General features: G+C 44.6%; 12 protein-coding genes, 1 tRNA gene and 1 pseudogene. 8 read left to right on the top strand and 6 right to left on the bottom strand.

What is annotated here, in order from left to right; all coding sequences use genetic code 11:
• The first annotated feature begins 5 nt into the window (after positions 1-5).
• The 8 genes and pseudogenes from MSG36_RS14415 to MSG36_RS14380 all read left to right on the top strand — a co-directional run.
• The gene (locus MSG36_RS14415) at positions 6-428 is read left to right on the top strand and encodes a hypothetical protein (protein ID WP_054963215.1); all 423 of its coding nucleotides are present in this window, start codon (positions 6-8) and stop codon (positions 426-428) included.
• A gap of 164 nt (positions 429-592) precedes the next feature.
• Positions 593-1912: a TolC family protein gene (locus tag MSG36_RS14410; RefSeq protein WP_248368519.1), complete on the top strand. Its 1320-nt coding sequence runs from the start codon at positions 593-595 to the stop codon at positions 1910-1912.
• A gap of 13 nt (positions 1913-1925) precedes the next feature.
• Positions 1926-3635 (top strand): efflux RND transporter periplasmic adaptor subunit, encoded by a 1710-nt coding sequence (locus MSG36_RS14405; RefSeq protein WP_248368448.1) that lies wholly within the window; start codon positions 1926-1928, stop codon positions 3633-3635.
• The gene (locus MSG36_RS14400; RefSeq protein WP_248368446.1) at positions 3635-6760 is read left to right on the top strand and encodes an efflux RND transporter permease subunit; all 3126 of its coding nucleotides are present in this window, start codon (positions 3635-3637) and stop codon (positions 6758-6760) included. Before MSG36_RS14405 ends, MSG36_RS14400 begins: the two co-directional genes overlap by 1 nt.
• Before the next feature lie 67 nt (positions 6761-6827).
• Positions 6828-7382, top strand: coding sequence for a cupredoxin family protein (locus tag MSG36_RS14395; protein ID WP_182287720.1), 555 nt, complete (start codon positions 6828-6830; stop codon positions 7380-7382).
• Positions 7383-7400: 18 nt separating this feature from the next.
• Entirely contained in the window at positions 7401-7961 is a 561-nt protein-coding gene (locus MSG36_RS14390; protein WP_248368445.1) for a hypothetical protein, read from the top strand.
• 19 nt (positions 7962-7980) lie between these two features.
• Positions 7981-8421 carry a DUF411 domain-containing protein gene (locus MSG36_RS14385; protein ID WP_237304580.1) on the top strand — a complete coding sequence of 147 codons (441 nt, stop codon included), beginning with the start codon at positions 7981-7983 and terminating at the stop codon, positions 8419-8421.
• A gap of 128 nt (positions 8422-8549) precedes the next feature.
• Positions 8550-8752 (top strand): annotated as a pseudogene (locus tag MSG36_RS14380) (transposase); the annotation flags it as partial.
• A gap of 421 nt (positions 8753-9173) precedes the next feature.
• On the opposite strand, the gene MSG36_RS14375 reads toward MSG36_RS14380, so the two are convergent.
• From MSG36_RS14375 to rpsU, 6 genes are all read right to left on the bottom strand, one after another.
• Positions 9174-10442 (bottom strand): O-acetylhomoserine aminocarboxypropyltransferase/cysteine synthase, encoded by a 1269-nt coding sequence (locus MSG36_RS14375; protein ID WP_146490501.1) that lies wholly within the window; start codon positions 10440-10442, stop codon positions 9174-9176.
• A 204-nt stretch (positions 10443-10646) separates the two neighbouring features.
• A tRNA-Ile gene (locus MSG36_RS14370) sits at positions 10647-10722 on the bottom strand.
• Between the two features lie 163 nt (positions 10723-10885).
• On the bottom strand, positions 10886-12730 hold the full coding sequence (rpoD, locus tag MSG36_RS14365) for an RNA polymerase sigma factor RpoD (protein ID WP_017061407.1): 1845 nt from the start codon (positions 12728-12730) through the stop codon (positions 10886-10888).
• A gap of 99 nt (positions 12731-12829) precedes the next feature.
• Positions 12830-14581, bottom strand: coding sequence for a DNA primase (dnaG, locus tag MSG36_RS14360; protein WP_017061408.1), 1752 nt, complete (start codon positions 14579-14581; stop codon positions 12830-12832).
• Between the two features lie 119 nt (positions 14582-14700).
• A complete protein-coding gene (locus tag MSG36_RS14355; protein ID WP_017069475.1) occupies positions 14701-15144 on the bottom strand; it encodes a GatB/YqeY domain-containing protein in 444 nt (147 codons plus the stop codon).
• Positions 15145-15169: 25 nt separating this feature from the next.
• Positions 15170-15385, bottom strand: a complete 216-nt coding sequence (rpsU, locus tag MSG36_RS14350; RefSeq protein WP_004396009.1) for a 30S ribosomal protein S21 — start codon at positions 15383-15385, stop codon at positions 15170-15172.
• Between the last annotated feature and the right edge of the window lie 244 nt (positions 15386-15629).

Genomic DNA, 15629 nt, shown 5'->3' with positions numbered 1-15629 from the left:
ACGATATGACAGACTCTTTGAGACAAACAAGTATTTTGATTATCAGCATCTTAGCGATGTTGATGTCGAGCTACGTCTCGAGTATGCCAATGATGGATATGAGTGCAATATCGTCCTCTTCAATTCAAACCCAACGTTCTCACCATGACTCGATGGAAATGTCTGAGACTACAGCAAGCCATCATGCGATGATAGGCTGCCCACCGATGGATATAGAGATGACAAAGAGCGATAGTTCTACTCATTGCGATGGTTCATCTACCTCTGGTGGGGACTGCTGTAAAAGTGTGTGTACTAGCGTATTTTTTCCACTCTCATCTTCTCGATTAATCAGCATCTCTGAACCTGAACAGGCTCTGCGTCACCCAATCAAAATAGGCGTAACAGTAACTCGTATTCAGAGCTTACTGCGTCCACCCTCTGTTTAATTCAACTATCATAACTATTTAGCTCTCAATTCTATCTGCTGGAAGGCAGAAGTTGAGGTATGTCCATATCGTTTTATCGTGGATAAACAACAATGAGTATTGAATTAAACGGTTTCAGGGCATTTAACCCCCTGAGCCTTGGGTTTGCAATTGCACTTTATGCAATGCCTGCCCTGTCACATGCGGGGTCGAACGCGACTCCACAAACTATCGCGGCTTCGACGCAGCAGTTGAACGCCCTAATTGAAGCGGCTCTAGCAAATGATACGAGTCGCTCTCAATATGCTGCGCAGTCACAGGCGATGCGTGAAACGGGCGTTGCAAGCTCGACTCTCATGGATCCAAAACTTAAGGTGGGCTTTGGCGGTTTACCTGTGGATTCATTTAAGTTTGACGAAGATCCTATGACGAACATTTCTGTTGGATTAATGCAACAGTTTGAACGAGGTGCAACGTTAGATCTTAACCAACGTAAAGCGAATCAACAGGCCGATGGTATGGCGTATCAGGTTCAAGTTCGTGAACGTGAAGTGGCGAATAGTATTACTCAACTATGGTTGGAGCTGGGCTACCTTCAATACGCAGAAACGTTGATTGAATCTAATCAACGTCTCATGGTAGAGATGGAGCAGTATATTCAAACCAATTACTCAATTGGTAAGAGCGAAGCGCAAGATCTGCTTAACACCCAACTTCAAGTCAATAAGCTCGACGAAAAGCTGCAATCGAATCAACAAATGCAAAATCGAGCCGTAGCTCAGTTATCAGAATGGCTAGGCTCAGAGTGGTTAAATCATCGTTCCATTGATTCGAATCAGGCAGGCTATCAATTAGACTGGCCGCGTTTGAATACGCTTTTAGAGCAGCAAACCAGCAACACTCAGTACTACTCACTGCTTAACCAACATCCTATGGCGCAAATGGCTGACGCCAACATTTCTGCTAATCGCACCCAAGTTGAGGTTGCTGAACAATCTTATACACCACAATTTGGTGTCGAAGTGATGTATGCCTACCGTCAATCTGACAACATGAAAGGTGAACCAGCTTCAGATTTGCTGAGTGCCTATCTTACTATGGATATCCCTTTGTTCACTGATAACCGCCAAGATAAAAATGTAGCGGCCGCTCAATACCAAGTGGGCGCAGCGCAATATCAAAAAGATACGCTGCTCGCTCAAATGAACGCCCAAGTAAACGCATTAATGACGGACAGAATGAATCTCATTGAACGCATTCAGCGCTACCAAGAGCGCTTATTACCTCAGTCCAAAGCCCGCATTGAAGCGATAGAGCGCGGTTATCAGAACAATACTGCTCAGTTTGGTGATGTCATTACTGCATCAACCGATGAATTGGCTCTTCAAATGGAGCTTGCTCGCCTAATAACCGATATGAACCAGGTCAATAGCAAGTTATCCATGTTACTTGGTGGTTTCGAATATCAAGTTTCTGCGCCAAACACTCAGTACAAAGAACAATAATAAAGGAATCAAGATGAGTACATTTAAAGTTGCAAGCCTAGCGTTACTAATCGGCAGCGCATTGGGTTATGGAGCGAATATTTACCTTTCAGGCATGAACTATAACATGGTTGGAATGACAGTTTCTGAGTCTAAATCAAGTGATGAACCACTGTATTGGGTCGCACCGATGGACCCAAACTATCAGCGAGATAAACCGGGAAAGTCGCCTATGGGGATGGATCTTATTCCTGTGTATGCTGATGACCTCAATGGTAGTAACGACAAGCCTGGAACAGTAAAAATCGATCCTGCGGTTGAAAATAACCTCGGTGTAAAAACAGATACCGTAAAGCAAGAGGTCCTAGCACCACGCATCGAAACTGTCGGTTATGTCGCCTTTGATGAGAGTCAACTTTGGCAGACCAATGTTCGAGTATCGGGTTGGGTTGAAAAGCTTTATATCAATGCCGTTGGTGAAAAAGTGAATCAAGGTGACACGCTGTTCACTCTGTATTCCCCAGAGCTTGTAAAAGCACAAGAAGAACTGATCAGTGCCTATAAGACCCAACGTAAAGGAATGATACAAGGTGCTACCGATCGTTTGATCACTTTGGGGGTTGACCGCAATCAAATTAAATCCATCGCCCGTCGAGGTAAAGCGTCACAAACCATTGAAATTAAAGCACCGGCAGACGGCGTTATTGCAAGCCTCAATATTCGTGAAGGTGGCTACCTTTCTCCAGCTCAAGCGGTGATCAGCGCAGGTCCTTTGAATCAAGTATGGGTAGATGCAGAAGTCTTTGAACGTCAATCCCATTGGATTAAACAAGGCAGTCAAGCATCGATGACATTGGATGCCTTACCAGGTGGAGAATGGAATGGTGAAGTGGATTATGTCTATCCCATTCTTGACCCTAGCACGCGTACATTGCGTGTCCGCCTTCGATTCGATAACCCACAAGGTGAACTTAAGCCGAATATGTTCGCTAACGTCGCGCTAAAACCGGTATCAAGTGATGAAGTGTTAACCATTCCACGTTCCTCAGTCATCCGCTCTGGCGGTATGACTCGCGTGGTTCTGGCTGAGGGAGATGGAAAATATCGCTCTGCCAGAATTGAAGTTGGTCGTGAGTCCGCTGACAAGATTGAGGTCATAAAGGGAATGCAACGAGGAGATCGTGTTGTTACGTCCGCGCACTTCATGTTGGACTCTGAATCAAGTCAGTCTGCCGATCTATCCAGAATCAATGGTGTTGAGCCAACTGCTGAAACGGCGTGGGCAACCGGCGAAATTACAGACGTAATGGCTGGGCATAGAATGCTAACTATTAATCATAAACCTGTTCCTGAGTGGGACTGGCCAAGAATGACCATGAATTTTATGGTATCAGAGAACGTTGAAATGGACCAACTTTCAAAAGGTCAAACGATTGATTTTGAAATGCAAAAATCTGAATCGGGTCAATATGAAATCGTTGATTACAAAGTAAGTGAGCTGAGCATAAATACAGAAGTATGGATAGACGGTGATGTCTCTATGTTAATGGCGGACTTTGGTATGGTGACACTAAATCATGCCCCTGTGGCTGATTGGTCCTGGGATGCAGGTGAGCTCAACTTTTCAGTCGGTGGTGACTTTGAACTCTCAGGTTTTCAGGAGGGTGACAAAGTTCGGTTTCTAGTTGAGAAACAAGGATCCGATTATCTTCTCAAAGAGTTAGTTAAAAGTGAGGATAAGTAATGATAGGTGCCATTATTCGCTGGTCTATCAACAATCGCTTCTTAGTGTTGGTAGCCACTTTTGCCCTCGTATTTGGTGGGCTTTATAGCGTAAAAAACACTCCTGTAGATGCCTTACCTGATTTATCAGACGTACAAGTTATCATAAAAACAAGTTACCCGGGTCAGGCACCCCAAGTGGTGGAAGACCAAGTTACGTATCCTCTGACAACGGCGATGCTTGCGGTTCCTGGCGCTGAAACTGTTCGTGGATATTCGTTCTTTGGTGATTCCTATGTGTATATCATCTTCAATGACAAAACAGACATGTATTGGGCACGTTCGCGAGTGCTTGAATATTTAAGTCAAGTTGCGCCAAACCTTCCCCCAAGCGCTAAGCCAACCCTTGGTCCAGATGCGACAGGTGTGGGCTGGATTTATAATTATGTATTGCAAGATAAAACTGGAAAGCATGACCTTGCTGAACTGCGTAGCTTACAAGATTGGTTCTTGAAATATGAGCTGCAAACTGTTGATGGGGTGTCTGAGGTTGCAACTGTTGGCGGTATGGTTAAACAGTACCAAGTACAAATTGATCCAGCTAAATTACGCGCATATGACCTTACCTTACAACAAGTCAATATGGCTATTCAAAATGGTAACCAAGAAAGTGGCGCGTCTGTAGTAGAAGTTGCTGAAGCTGAGCACATGGTTCGAACCACTGGTTACTTGTCTAGTATTGATGACATTAAAGCGCTTCCACTCAAGGTAAGCAAAAAAGGAACCCCCCTATTATTAGGTGACGTTGCTGATATTGACCTCGGACCACAGATGAGACGAGGAATCTCTGAATTAAATGGAGAGGGCGAAGCCGTAGGTGGCGTAATTGTCATGCGTTTTGGAGAAAACGCGAGCGAAGTGATCAATAATGTTAAGGATAAGCTAAACGAGCTTCAGGGTAGCTTGCCTGATGGTGTTGAGATAGTGGCTACTTACGATCGTTCTACGTTAATCAATGCAGCGGTTGAGAACCTTTGGAAAAAGCTTGCAGAAGAGTTCATTGTTGTCGCTATTGTATGTGCGTTGTTCCTATTCCATATTCGGTCTTCGCTCGTTATCGCATTGAGTCTCCCTGTCGGTATTTTAGGAGCCTTTATTGTCATGCATTGGCAAGGTATCAACGCCAATATCATGTCGCTAGGAGGGATTGCAATCGCGATAGGTGCAATGGTAGACGGTGCTATCGTTATGATAGAAAACGTACATAAGCACATTGAACGGACTCCATTGACTGACAAAAACCGATGGCAAGTGATTGGTGATGCGGCGCAAGAGGTTGGTGCACCGCTGTTCTTCTCGCTACTGATCATCACGCTAAGTTTTGTTCCTGTATTCGCATTGGAAGGTCAAGAAGGCAAGATGTTCTCGCCACTCGCCTTTACTAAAACTTATGCAATGGCGGCAGCAGCCGGCCTTGCTATTACGTTAGTGCCGGTGCTCATGGGATATCTTGTTCGCGGTAAAATATTACCAGAGAACAAGAACCCTATTAATAAAGGTCTAATTGCCCTTTACAAGCCCTTACTGAATATTAGTCTCAAGCACCCGAAAAGCATGATTGTATTGGCTATTGCTCTTATGGGGTCTGCTTATTATCCAACAATGAAGCTCGGTAGTGAGTTCATTCCTCCTCTTGATGAGGGTGACTTGATGTATATGCCAACCACCTATCCAGGTATTTCTATTGGTAAAGCGCGAGAGTTGCTTCAGCAGACAAACAAGCTAATTAAGACGGTACCCGAAGTACAGACAACATGGGGTAAAGTCGGTCGTGCTGACACTGCGACAGACCCTGCTCCCTTAACTATGATTGAAACCGTTATTCAGCTTAAACCGCGTGATCAGTGGCGTGAGGGCGTGACAACTGAGTCACTACGAAAAGAGTTTGATGACTTGATTCAATTTCCTGGTTTAACTAACGCATGGGTGATGCCTATAAAGACGCGCATCGATATGTTGGCAACCGGTATCAAAACTCCAATTGGAATAAAAATAGCTGGAAGTGATTTAGCTGAAATTGAGAAAATAGGTGCTCAACTTGAACCTATCCTAAACAACATTACAGGCACTGCATCTGTATATGCAGAGCGTGTTGCTGGTGGTCGCTATGTGACTATTGATATCAATCGCAAAGCTGCAGCTCGCTACGCTCTTAGCATTAAGGAGATCCAACAAGTTGTTTCTACCGCAGTAGGTGGCATGAACATTGGTGAAACGATTGAAGGCCTCGAGCGTTACCCAATTAATGTTCGCTACCCTCAAGGCTATCGTGATTCAGTCGTTAAGCTACAGCAATTACCATTGGTTACCCCAAGTGGCGCTAGAATTGCTTTAGTTGATGTTGCCGATATTCGCTATGAAGATGGTCCACCAATGATTAAAACAGAGAATGCTCGTCCAAATGGTTGGGTGTTTGTTGATATTGATGGCAGAGACTTAGGCTCTTACGTTGAAGAGGCAAAGCAGGCGGTTGCAAAACAACTTGATATGCCAGCTGGCTATTCACTTGCTTGGTCAGGCCAATATGAGTACATGGAGCGAGCGAAAGAGCGCTTAGTTGTCGTGGTGCCTATTACGATTGCCATCATTATGCTTTTGCTTTACTTGAGTTTCCGCCGTATTGGTGAAGTGATGATCATCATGCTAACTCTACCGTTAGCCATGGTTGGGGGGCTGTGGTTGATGTATTACCTTGGCTACAATTTCTCTATCGCGGTGGGCGTTGGCTTTATTGCTTTGGCTGGGGTTGCCGTCGAGATCGGGGTCATCATGTTGGTGTATCTCAACCAAGCATGGCACTACACCAAACTGGATGCACAAGAACAGAGCAAATCACTGAATGTAGATGATTTGAGTAGCTCGATTCGAGAGGGAGCTGGATTACGTGTTCGTCCGGTAATGATGACGGTACTTACGGTGATCATCGGTCTTATCCCAATCATGTACGGTGAGGGCACTGGCTCTGAGGTAATGCAGCGTATCGCAGCACCGATGATTGGTGGCATGGCCTCAGCTCTGTTACTCACACTTCTTGTTCTTCCAGCGATTTTCAAGCTTTGGAAAACACGCGAACTGAAACACGACTAAACACACATTCGGGCTAAGAACGAACTTAGCCCGTAAACTTATTAATGAAATAGTAAGGAATATAACCATGAAAAAGACACTACTAGCCGTATTACTTTCAATGACAGCAGCGTCAGCTATGGCAGAGATGGATCATTCAAAGATGGACCACGGTTCTATGAACCGTGAGAGCATGGACCACAGTAATATGAATAATGGAGATATGGACCATTCAAAAATGGATCACTCTATGATGAATATGGAGGGAATGTTGGATGTTGGTATGCCAGCAACAGGTGCAAAGCCAGATAAAGTGGTCCATGTTGTGTTGGCAGATGACATGACAATCAAGTTCAAAAAAGAAGTACAAATTGAACCGAATGATGTAGTTCAATTTGTGGTTATGAATGCTGGCAAGATTGATCACGAGTTCACTATTGGTTCAGCGAAAGAGCAACTTGAACATCGAGAAATGATGAAGAAAATGCCTCATCATATGCATGATTCTGGGAATGCAGTTACAGTAAAACCGGGTAAAGCTAAGCAGTTGTTTTGGCACTTCCACGGGGATAGCAAGGTTGAATTTGCATGCAATATTCCAGGGCATGCAGAAGCAGGCATGATTAAAAAAGTGAGTTTATAGGCGCTATAAAGGAGTTTAATGATGTTAAAGCGCTCATTCATGCTAGCGGGTATGTTTAGTGTGAGCTTGCATACCTATGCTTCGGAAGGCTCAATTTCTGCCGGTGAGTCCACTTTTCGTACTGTAGGTGGATATGGATGTATTGCGTGTCATGGGCTATACGGTCAAGGGGGAGGTAACGTTGGTGGGAACATCAGAGGTCGCTCCTTAAATGATCTGAAATATAGCCTAGAGTATGAACAAACAATGAAGCTTTTAGGCGATGCACTAAGTGAACAGGATAAGATAAACCTAGCAGATTACATGGAGTATCTTGGAGCGTTTCAATTAGTGGATTGGATGTATGAAGGCACCAAAGGGGCGCTGCTTTCAGTCTCTATAGATAGCGGTGAGAAGAGTCAGTTGGTGGTACTAAATAAAACGTTTGAGTCGATGTCAATTGATCTCTCCCCTTTGGCTGGTAAACATTTAACACTGCGTGTAGAGCCGTATGAAACTCAGTACTTTGAGTGGCTTCCTGAAAAGGGAGTATATGAGCTGAGTTATGGCGATGAAGCCGTCAGTATTAACGTAAAATAGATTTTAGTTAGGTAACTTTATGAGTAAAAAATTGAGACTTATTGCACTTTCATCTTTGATTTTGAGTTTTAACGTCTTTGCTAAGCCTGTTATTGAGCTTTATAAATCGCCTACTTGTGGTTGCTGCAAGGAATGGGCTGCAATTATGGAGAAGAAAGGCTATGAAGTGAATGTTAACCATGCTCGTGATTGGAGTGATGTCAAACAAGAGTTTGGTATGCCTAATCAACTGATGTCCTGCCATACAGCTGTCATTGATGGCTATATGATTGAAGGGCATGTTCCTGAGTCTGATATCAAACGTTTGCTTGAGGAGAAACCTGAAAATATTTCAGGAATTGCCGCTCCTGGTATGCCGCAGCATTCGCCGGGAATGGCACGACCAGGGCAAGAGTATAACGGCTTTAATGTGGTGTCTTTTGACAAGACAGGTCACATGAAGCTGTACAATAAGTACTAAAAGTCGATTAAGCATTTTGGGCTCTTGAGGTAAGAGAGGAGCTCTTTTATTAGTCTCCTAGAAGGTTAAAACCACCGACTTTAGTCGGTCAGCTTTAGCTATGATACTTTACAGCTTTGCACATAGTTGAAGTTGGATTGAAAGCACGAGAGCTAATCAGGCAAGTATGTCAAATGTTTGAAATCGACATACTCAAAGGGGTCAGCAAAGATCACGTGCATCTTTTGGTATTAGCCACCGAACGGATCCAAGTGAAACAATGATCGAAGAATATCTAGAGCATCATTTTGAGCCGAAGGTCGAAGATAACTTTCGAACTGAAAACGACTAACAACGGGTCTTTGACCCGTATCCGGACTTTCAGTCCGCAATACTAACCCACCTACTTTAGTAGGTGGTTGTTAAGTTAATTAAAAGCAGCACTTACACTAACTGCAACGAGCCCCCATCATTCCGCTTTATCCAAAAGTTTGTTAAGCGAGACTCGGGTTGACCAACCACTAAATGATTAGAAAGGACTGTCTCTTGTAACGCTCAAAAAGTTTCAAACTTTACTGTCATAATTCTGTTGTACAGAAGGTTATTGATCAATTTAGTTTCAAACTTTATTGTCACTTTTTGTATCTAGAGCTACTTGGTATTAAACCTTACAGGAGAGAAAAGTTTCAAACTTTAATGTCCTTCGACAAGATAACAAGAAGCCCATCCAGTGATGGGCTTCTTTATGTCTGTTACTTAAAGCTTTAGCGTCACTAAGCGCTCAGTGCTTGCTCTAGGTCAGCCAAGATATCGTCAATGTGCTCAATACCTACTGAGAGGCGAATCATCTCTGGTGATACTCCGGCTTGTTTCTGTTCAGCTTCGCTTAATTGACGGTGTGTTGTAGAAGCAGGGTGACAAGCCAGAGACTTGGCATCACCAATGTTCACCAAGCGCTTGAAGATTTGTAGCGCGTCGTAGAAGCGGACACCTGCTTCATAACCGTCCTTCAAACCAAAAGACAGAATAGCCGATGGTTTACCCTGCATGTATTTTTCAGCAAGCGGGTAGAACTCAGACGTTGGTAAACCAGCGTAGCTCACCCAACTTACTTTCTCATGTTGCTGAAGGTACTCCGCTACTTTCAATGCGTTTTCTGTGTGTCGCTCCATGCGTAACGACAACGTCTCCAAACCTTGCATCAACATGAAAGCATTCATGGGTGACAGTGCTGCACCTGTATTGCGTAGTGGAACCGTTCTAGCGCGACCAATAAATGCAGCCTCACCAAAGGCTTCGGTATAAACCACGCCATGATAAGAAGGCTCTGGCTGATTAAACACAGGGAAGCGGTCCTTGTGCTGTGCCCATGGGAATTTACCTGAGTCGACAATCACGCCACCTAACGTTGTACCGTGACCACCCACGTATTTGGTTAGTGAGTGCACCACGATGTCGGCACCAAAATCGATAGGTTTACACAGCACAGGCGTTGCCACCGTATTATCAACAATTACAGGCACACCTTGTGCGTGAGCAAGTTCTGCAACACGCTCTAAGTCGATAATATTACCTGCTGGGTTACCAATACTTTCACAGTAAACCGCCTTAGTTTTTTCATCGATCAGTGCCGCTAAGCTTTCAGGTTTGTCGTCTTTAGCAAAACGAACTTCAATTCCTTGGTTTGGCAGCATGTGAGCAAATAGAGTGTAAGTACCACCGTAAAGTTGAGGCGTTGAAACAATGTTGTCACCTATTTGTGCCAACGTCTGAATCGCGTAGTTGATCGCAGCACTGCCCGCACTCACGACTAAGCCTGCAATCCCACCTTCTAAGGCCGCCATGCGTTTTTCTAACACGTCATTGGTTGGATTCATTATCCGTGTGTAGATATTACCTGGCACCGCAAGGTTGAAGAGATCGGCGCCGTGTTGTGCGTCATCGAATTCGTACGCGACGGTTTGATAAATAGGTGTGGCAACCGATTTGGTTGTTGGATCAGTGTCGTAACCGAAGTGAATCGAGAGTGTTTCGTCTTTCATGAGTCTTCCCTGAACTATTGAATGATTTGTGTGCACTCATATTGCCGATTTTTTTATAAAAGAAAAGTATGTTTAGTCACAGAGAGGCAATTGGAATTGTATGCGGGACGATTCGATATTGGTTAGGAAGTGCAGGGCGTGAGTTGTACAGATTTAGAAAAGCAAAAAGCCAGAGCAGCATGAACTGTTCTGGCTTTTCTAATTTGGTGGCCCCTCCCAGATTTGAACTGGGGACCGAACGATTATGAGTCGTGCGCTCTAACCACTGAGCTAAGGGGCCGTAGGGCATAGATTATAGGGGAAGCATTCAGTGGTGTCTAGACACTATAAGGGGCAATTCCGCTTACATCTTAGCCACTTAAATCACACAGATAAAAAAAAGGTGAGCCAACGCTCACCTTTTCTTATTTATGCTTAAAAGCTAACCACACTAAAGCGTGTGATTACTCGTCTAGGAAGCTACGCAGAGTTTCTGAGCGGCTTGGGTGACGAAGTTTACGCAGTGCTTTTGCTTCGATCTGACGGATACGTTCACGAGTTACGTCGAACTGCTTGCCCACTTCTTCAAGAGTGTGGTCAGTGTTCATGTCGATACCGAAACGCATACGCAGTACTTTAGCTTCACGAGGTGTTAGGCCAGCAAGAACGTCTTTAGTTGCACCGCGTAGGCTTGTTGCCGTCGCAGAGTCTAAAGGTAGTTCTAGCGTTGTATCCTCGATGAAATCACCTAGGTGCGAATCTTCGTCGTCACCGATTGGTGTCTCCATTGATATTGGCTCTTTAGCGATTTTCAGTACTTTACGGATCTTGTCTTCAGGCATTTGCATGCGTTCAGCCAGTTCTTCCGGAAGTGGTTCACGACCCATCTCTTGTAGCATTTGACGAGAGATACGGTTTAGTTTGTTGATCGTTTCGATCATGTGAACCGGAATACGGATAGTACGAGCTTGGTCGGCAATCGAACGAGTGATTGCTTGACGGATCCACCAAGTAGCGTAAGTAGAGAACTTATAACCACGACGGTATTCAAACTTATCTACCGCTTTCATCAGACCGATGTTACCTTCTTGGATTAGATCCAGGAATTGTAGACCACGGTTTGTGTACTTCTTAGCAATCGAGATTACTAGACGTAAGTTCGCTTCAACCATCTCTTTCTTCGCACGACGAGCTTTCGCTTCACCGATAGACATACGACGGCTGATATCTTTGATGCTTTGAACAGTAAGAGACGTTTCACGTTCGATCATATCCAGTTTTTGGATAGAGCGACGGATGTCGTGCTCGTTACGTTTGATCTTTTCTGCGTATGGCTTGTCTGAAGCAAGAACTTCATCCAACCATGCTTCGCTAGATTCGTTACCAGTAAATAGAGCAATGAAAGATTTCTTCGGCATTTTGCCGTACTCAACCGTTTGACGCATGATTAGGCGTTCTTGAGTACGTACGCGATCCATAGAGTTACGCAGTTCGTTTACTAGGTAATCAAACTGTTTTGGTGTTAGACGGAACTCTTTGAATACGTCTTGCATCATTGTCGTTGCAAGCGTTGCTTTCGGGCTTTCATGGCCGTACTCGTTGATCGCTAGCTGACGGTTCTGGTAGCTAGTACGAAGCGCTGTGAACTTCTCAAGAGCAAGCTCAGGATCGATACCTGTATCTTCTTCTTCCTCTTCCTCGTCGTCTTCAGCGTCTTCTTTGTCTTCGTCTTCCAGATCAGTTTCAGCAAGTTCTGAACCGATGTGAGTCGCAGTTGGCGCAGCTGTGCCATCGTCGTCTGGGTCAACAAAGCCATTGATTAGGTCTGTTAAGCGAATCTCTTCTGCTTGTACGCGGTCAAACTGTTCCAAGATGTATGGAATAGTGCCTGGGTACTCAGCAACCGATAGTTGAACTGTATTGATACCATCTTCAATACGTTTCGCAATGTCGATTTCGCCTTCACGAGTCAGTAGTTCAACCGTACCCATTTCACGCATGTACATACGAACTGGGTCAGTAGTACGGCCAATTTCGCTTTCTACGCTTGAAAGCGCAGCAGCTGCAGCTTCGGCTGCATCTTCATCTATATTGGCATCGTCATCATTAAGTGCTAGATCATCAGCATCAGGTGCAGTTTCAACTACCTTGATACCCATGTCGTTGATCATTTGAATGATGTCTTCTACCTGTTCAGAATCCACGATTTCTGCAGGTAGGTGGTCGTTTACTTCGGCGTAGGTCAGATAGCCTTGTTCCTTGCCTTTAATAACAAGTAATTTTAGCTGTGACTGCGGATTTTGATCCATAGATGATATCCAACTTCAGGTCTGGTGAAGGACGTTGCATTCTCAAATGCAAACCAATTATGTTAACAAATTTATTAAATGCTGACTAATCAAACAGGGTTACGCTTTTAGATCTAGCATTAAAGCTAGTAGCTCCCTTTTTTCTTCGGCTGATAAACCGACGCTTCTTGCTTTGGCCTGCAGGTTTTCAATTTGTTTTTCAACGCACTGGGCAAGTATGTTGTCCAATGAGTCTAAAAATATGTCTTCTTGATTGTCTTCGTCGAGGGGGATTTCCCAGCTCGCGAGACGAGACAGAAGAGCCTCATGTTTATTGTGTCGCCAATGCTCTAATAATTGGCCTGTGTTGATATGGGGATGCTCGTGGCATTTATCAAGTACTTCGACGAATAAACTTAGTCCGGGCAACTGTAAGCCTTTGACACTTGATAAATCCGGTACCATATCAGCATAGCTCGGATTTTGGATAAGCAAAGCGATAACTTCACGCATTGGAGTGCGCTTCAGCTCTTTATGTGGTTGAGGTGTCGGGTTCTGTGTATGAACACGCGCACGTCTCAATTGGTTATCAAATCCAGTTCGCTCATCGAGCAGTTTTTCGAGCAATTCTTGGAAGTAACTGTCAGGGATTTTATTAATCAAGGCGCTGGCGTGTGCACGCAGTGCTGATTTCCCTTCGGTTGTTCCCAAGTTTAACTTGTGTATTTCAATCAGGTTATCGAACAAATAGGTCGACAGTGGCGTCGCATTGTGGACCAGCTGTTCAAAAGCGGCTTTGCCATGCTCTCTAATATAGCTGTCTGGGTCTTCACCGTCGGGCAAGAACAGAAACTTAAGCGTGTTACCTGTTTTCAGATACTCAAGTGCGTTTTCTAGTGCGCGCCATGCGGCCTCTTTACCTGCTCGGTCACCATCGTAACAACAAACCACAGTGCTGGTTTGACGGAACAACATTTGAACGTGGTCGCCAGTTGTCGAGGTGCCCAGTGATGCTACTGAGTAATCGACACCATATTGCGCGAGTGCCACGACATCCATGTAACCTTCAACCACAAGTATTTGCGGCGGTTCACGGTAGGCTTGCAGCACTTCATAAAGGCCGTAAAGCTCTTTACCTTTATGGAAGATAGGCGTTTCTGGTGAGTTGAGGTATTTGGGTGTGCCGTCTTCTAATACACGACCACCAAAACCAATCACACGGCCACGACGATCACGAATCGGGAACATTACGCGTCCACGGAATCGGTCGTATCGGTTACCCTTATCGTTCTCAATTAGCATGCCGCCAGTCACGAGCATGTCTTGGGCTTCTTTCTGTTGGCCAAAGTTCTTACGAACTAAGTCCCACTCATCGGCCACATAACCAATACCAAACTTCTGGACAATCTCGCCAGAAAGGCCACGATTCTTTAGGTAATCAATCGCAGGTTTGTTGGCTGATATTTTCAGTTGAGAGCGGTAAAAATTACTGATGCCGCCCATCAAATCGTAGAGGTTACGTTTTTGTTCGCTGTTGGCTCTTGGTGCTGTTGATATCTCGCCGCTGCGCTGTTCTCTAGGAACATCGAGACCTAAGAAAGAGGCTAGCTCTTCAATAGCTTCAACAAAATCGAGACGTTCGAACTCCATAATGAAGTCGATAGCATTACCGTGTACGCCACAACCAAAGCAGTGATAAAACTGTTTTTCTTGGCTTACGCTAAAAGAAGGGGTCTTTTCGTTGTGGAATGGGCAACAAGCACCATAGTTTTTGCCTTTTTTCTTAAGTTTCACGCGTGCGTCCACAATGTCAACAATGTCGAGACGCGCTAGGAGATCATCGATGAAACTACGCGGGATGTGTCCTGCCATAAAACCTTAGAAAAATGCACTAACTGAGAGTGTGGATAATAATAGTTTGAATAGGTTACAGATACAAACAAGCCGTGCGTTCCGAAGGATTGCACGGCTTGTTGCAATTTGATTTGGGATTAAGCGAGTTTAGAACGAACTAAACCACTAACTTTACCCATATCTGCACGCCCTTGAATTTGTGGTTTCAAGATAGCCATTACTTTACCCATGTCTTGCATGCCCGCTGGTTGAGCTTCGGCGATTGCGCTATCAAGTAGTGCAATAACTTCTTCATCAGTTAGCGGTTGAGGCATAAAGCCTTCAAGTACCGTAATTTCTGCTTTTTCCACGTCAGCAAGATCTTGACGATTTGCCGATTCATATTGAGCAACAGAATCGCGACGTTGCTTAACCATTTTAACTAATACAGCAAGAATGTCGTCGTCGTTCAGAGTGATCCGTTCGTCAACTTCACGTTGCTTAATTGCTGAAAGAGCTAAGCGGATAGTGCCAAGGCGCGGTTTATCCTTGGCTTTCATCGCTAATTTTTGCTCTTCTTTGAGTTGTTCAATAAGAGCCATAACTCAGTCCTTATGGATTAAGTTATTAGTACAGGCGAACGCGACGTGCGTTTTCGCGAGCTAGCTTCTTAGCGTGACGCTTTTGAGCTGCTGCTTTAGCGCGTTTGCGAACTGTAGTTGGCTTTTCGTAGTGCTCGCGACGGCGAACTTCAGAAAGGATACCTGCTTTTTCACAAGAGCGCTTGAAACGACGTAGTGCAACGTCGAACGGTTCGTTTTCACGTACTTTAACTATTGGCATATGCCTTTCACCTCAGGGGTTATTCATTATCGCTGGCCACTCAGTACCAAATCAGAGAAGTTACCCATCGAGCTAACTCTCTATTCGCGTTTGGCCATTAACCAGCTTGATCAAAAATGGTGCGGAATTTTAATCCGATCATAGTGGCTTTGTAAAGCACTTTGTCGATTATAGTCTGTACAATATTTGTTTGAAGAGCTTAGGCAGGGTAATATTGCGCTAATTTCCCATTTTAGACGAAAGC

The sequence above is a fragment of the Vibrio sp. 1CM8B genome, assembly GCF_023161685.1.
GTDB lineage: Bacteria > Pseudomonadota > Gammaproteobacteria > Enterobacterales > Vibrionaceae > Vibrio > Vibrio coralliirubri.
The sequence above is the reverse complement of the archived record's forward strand: the minus strand, read 5'-3'. Positions and strand labels throughout refer to the sequence as shown.

What these genes read in the sequence shown, in the direction of transcription:
- MSG36_RS14390 (WP_248368445.1), top strand. Translation starts at nt 7,401, where the DNA reads ATGATGTTAAAGCGCTCATTCATGCTAGCGGGTATGTTTAGTGTGAGC.
- MSG36_RS14415 (WP_054963215.1), top strand. Translation starts at nt 6, where the DNA reads ATGACAGACTCTTTGAGACAAACAAGTATTTTGATTATCAGCATCTTA.
- MSG36_RS14405 (WP_248368448.1), top strand. Translation starts at nt 1,926, where the DNA reads ATGAGTACATTTAAAGTTGCAAGCCTAGCGTTACTAATCGGCAGCGCA.
- MSG36_RS14395 (WP_182287720.1), top strand. Translation starts at nt 6,828, where the DNA reads ATGAAAAAGACACTACTAGCCGTATTACTTTCAATGACAGCAGCGTCA.
- MSG36_RS14355 (WP_017069475.1), bottom strand. Translation starts at nt 15,144, where the DNA reads ATGGCTCTTATTGAACAACTCAAAGAAGAGCAAAAATTAGCGATGAAA.
- MSG36_RS14385 (WP_237304580.1), top strand. Translation starts at nt 7,981, where the DNA reads ATGAGTAAAAAATTGAGACTTATTGCACTTTCATCTTTGATTTTGAGT.
- rpsU (WP_004396009.1), bottom strand. Translation starts at nt 15,385, where the DNA reads ATGCCAATAGTTAAAGTACGTGAAAACGAACCGTTCGACGTTGCACTA.
- MSG36_RS14375 (WP_146490501.1), bottom strand. Translation starts at nt 10,442, where the DNA reads ATGAAAGACGAAACACTCTCGATTCACTTCGGTTACGACACTGATCCA.
- MSG36_RS14400 (WP_248368446.1), top strand. Translation starts at nt 3,635, where the DNA reads ATGATAGGTGCCATTATTCGCTGGTCTATCAACAATCGCTTCTTAGTG.
- rpoD (WP_017061407.1), bottom strand. Translation starts at nt 12,730, where the DNA reads ATGGATCAAAATCCGCAGTCACAGCTAAAATTACTTGTTATTAAAGGC.
- MSG36_RS14410 (WP_248368519.1), top strand. Translation starts at nt 593, where the DNA reads ATGCCTGCCCTGTCACATGCGGGGTCGAACGCGACTCCACAAACTATC.
- dnaG (WP_017061408.1), bottom strand. Translation starts at nt 14,581, where the DNA reads ATGGCAGGACACATCCCGCGTAGTTTCATCGATGATCTCCTAGCGCGT.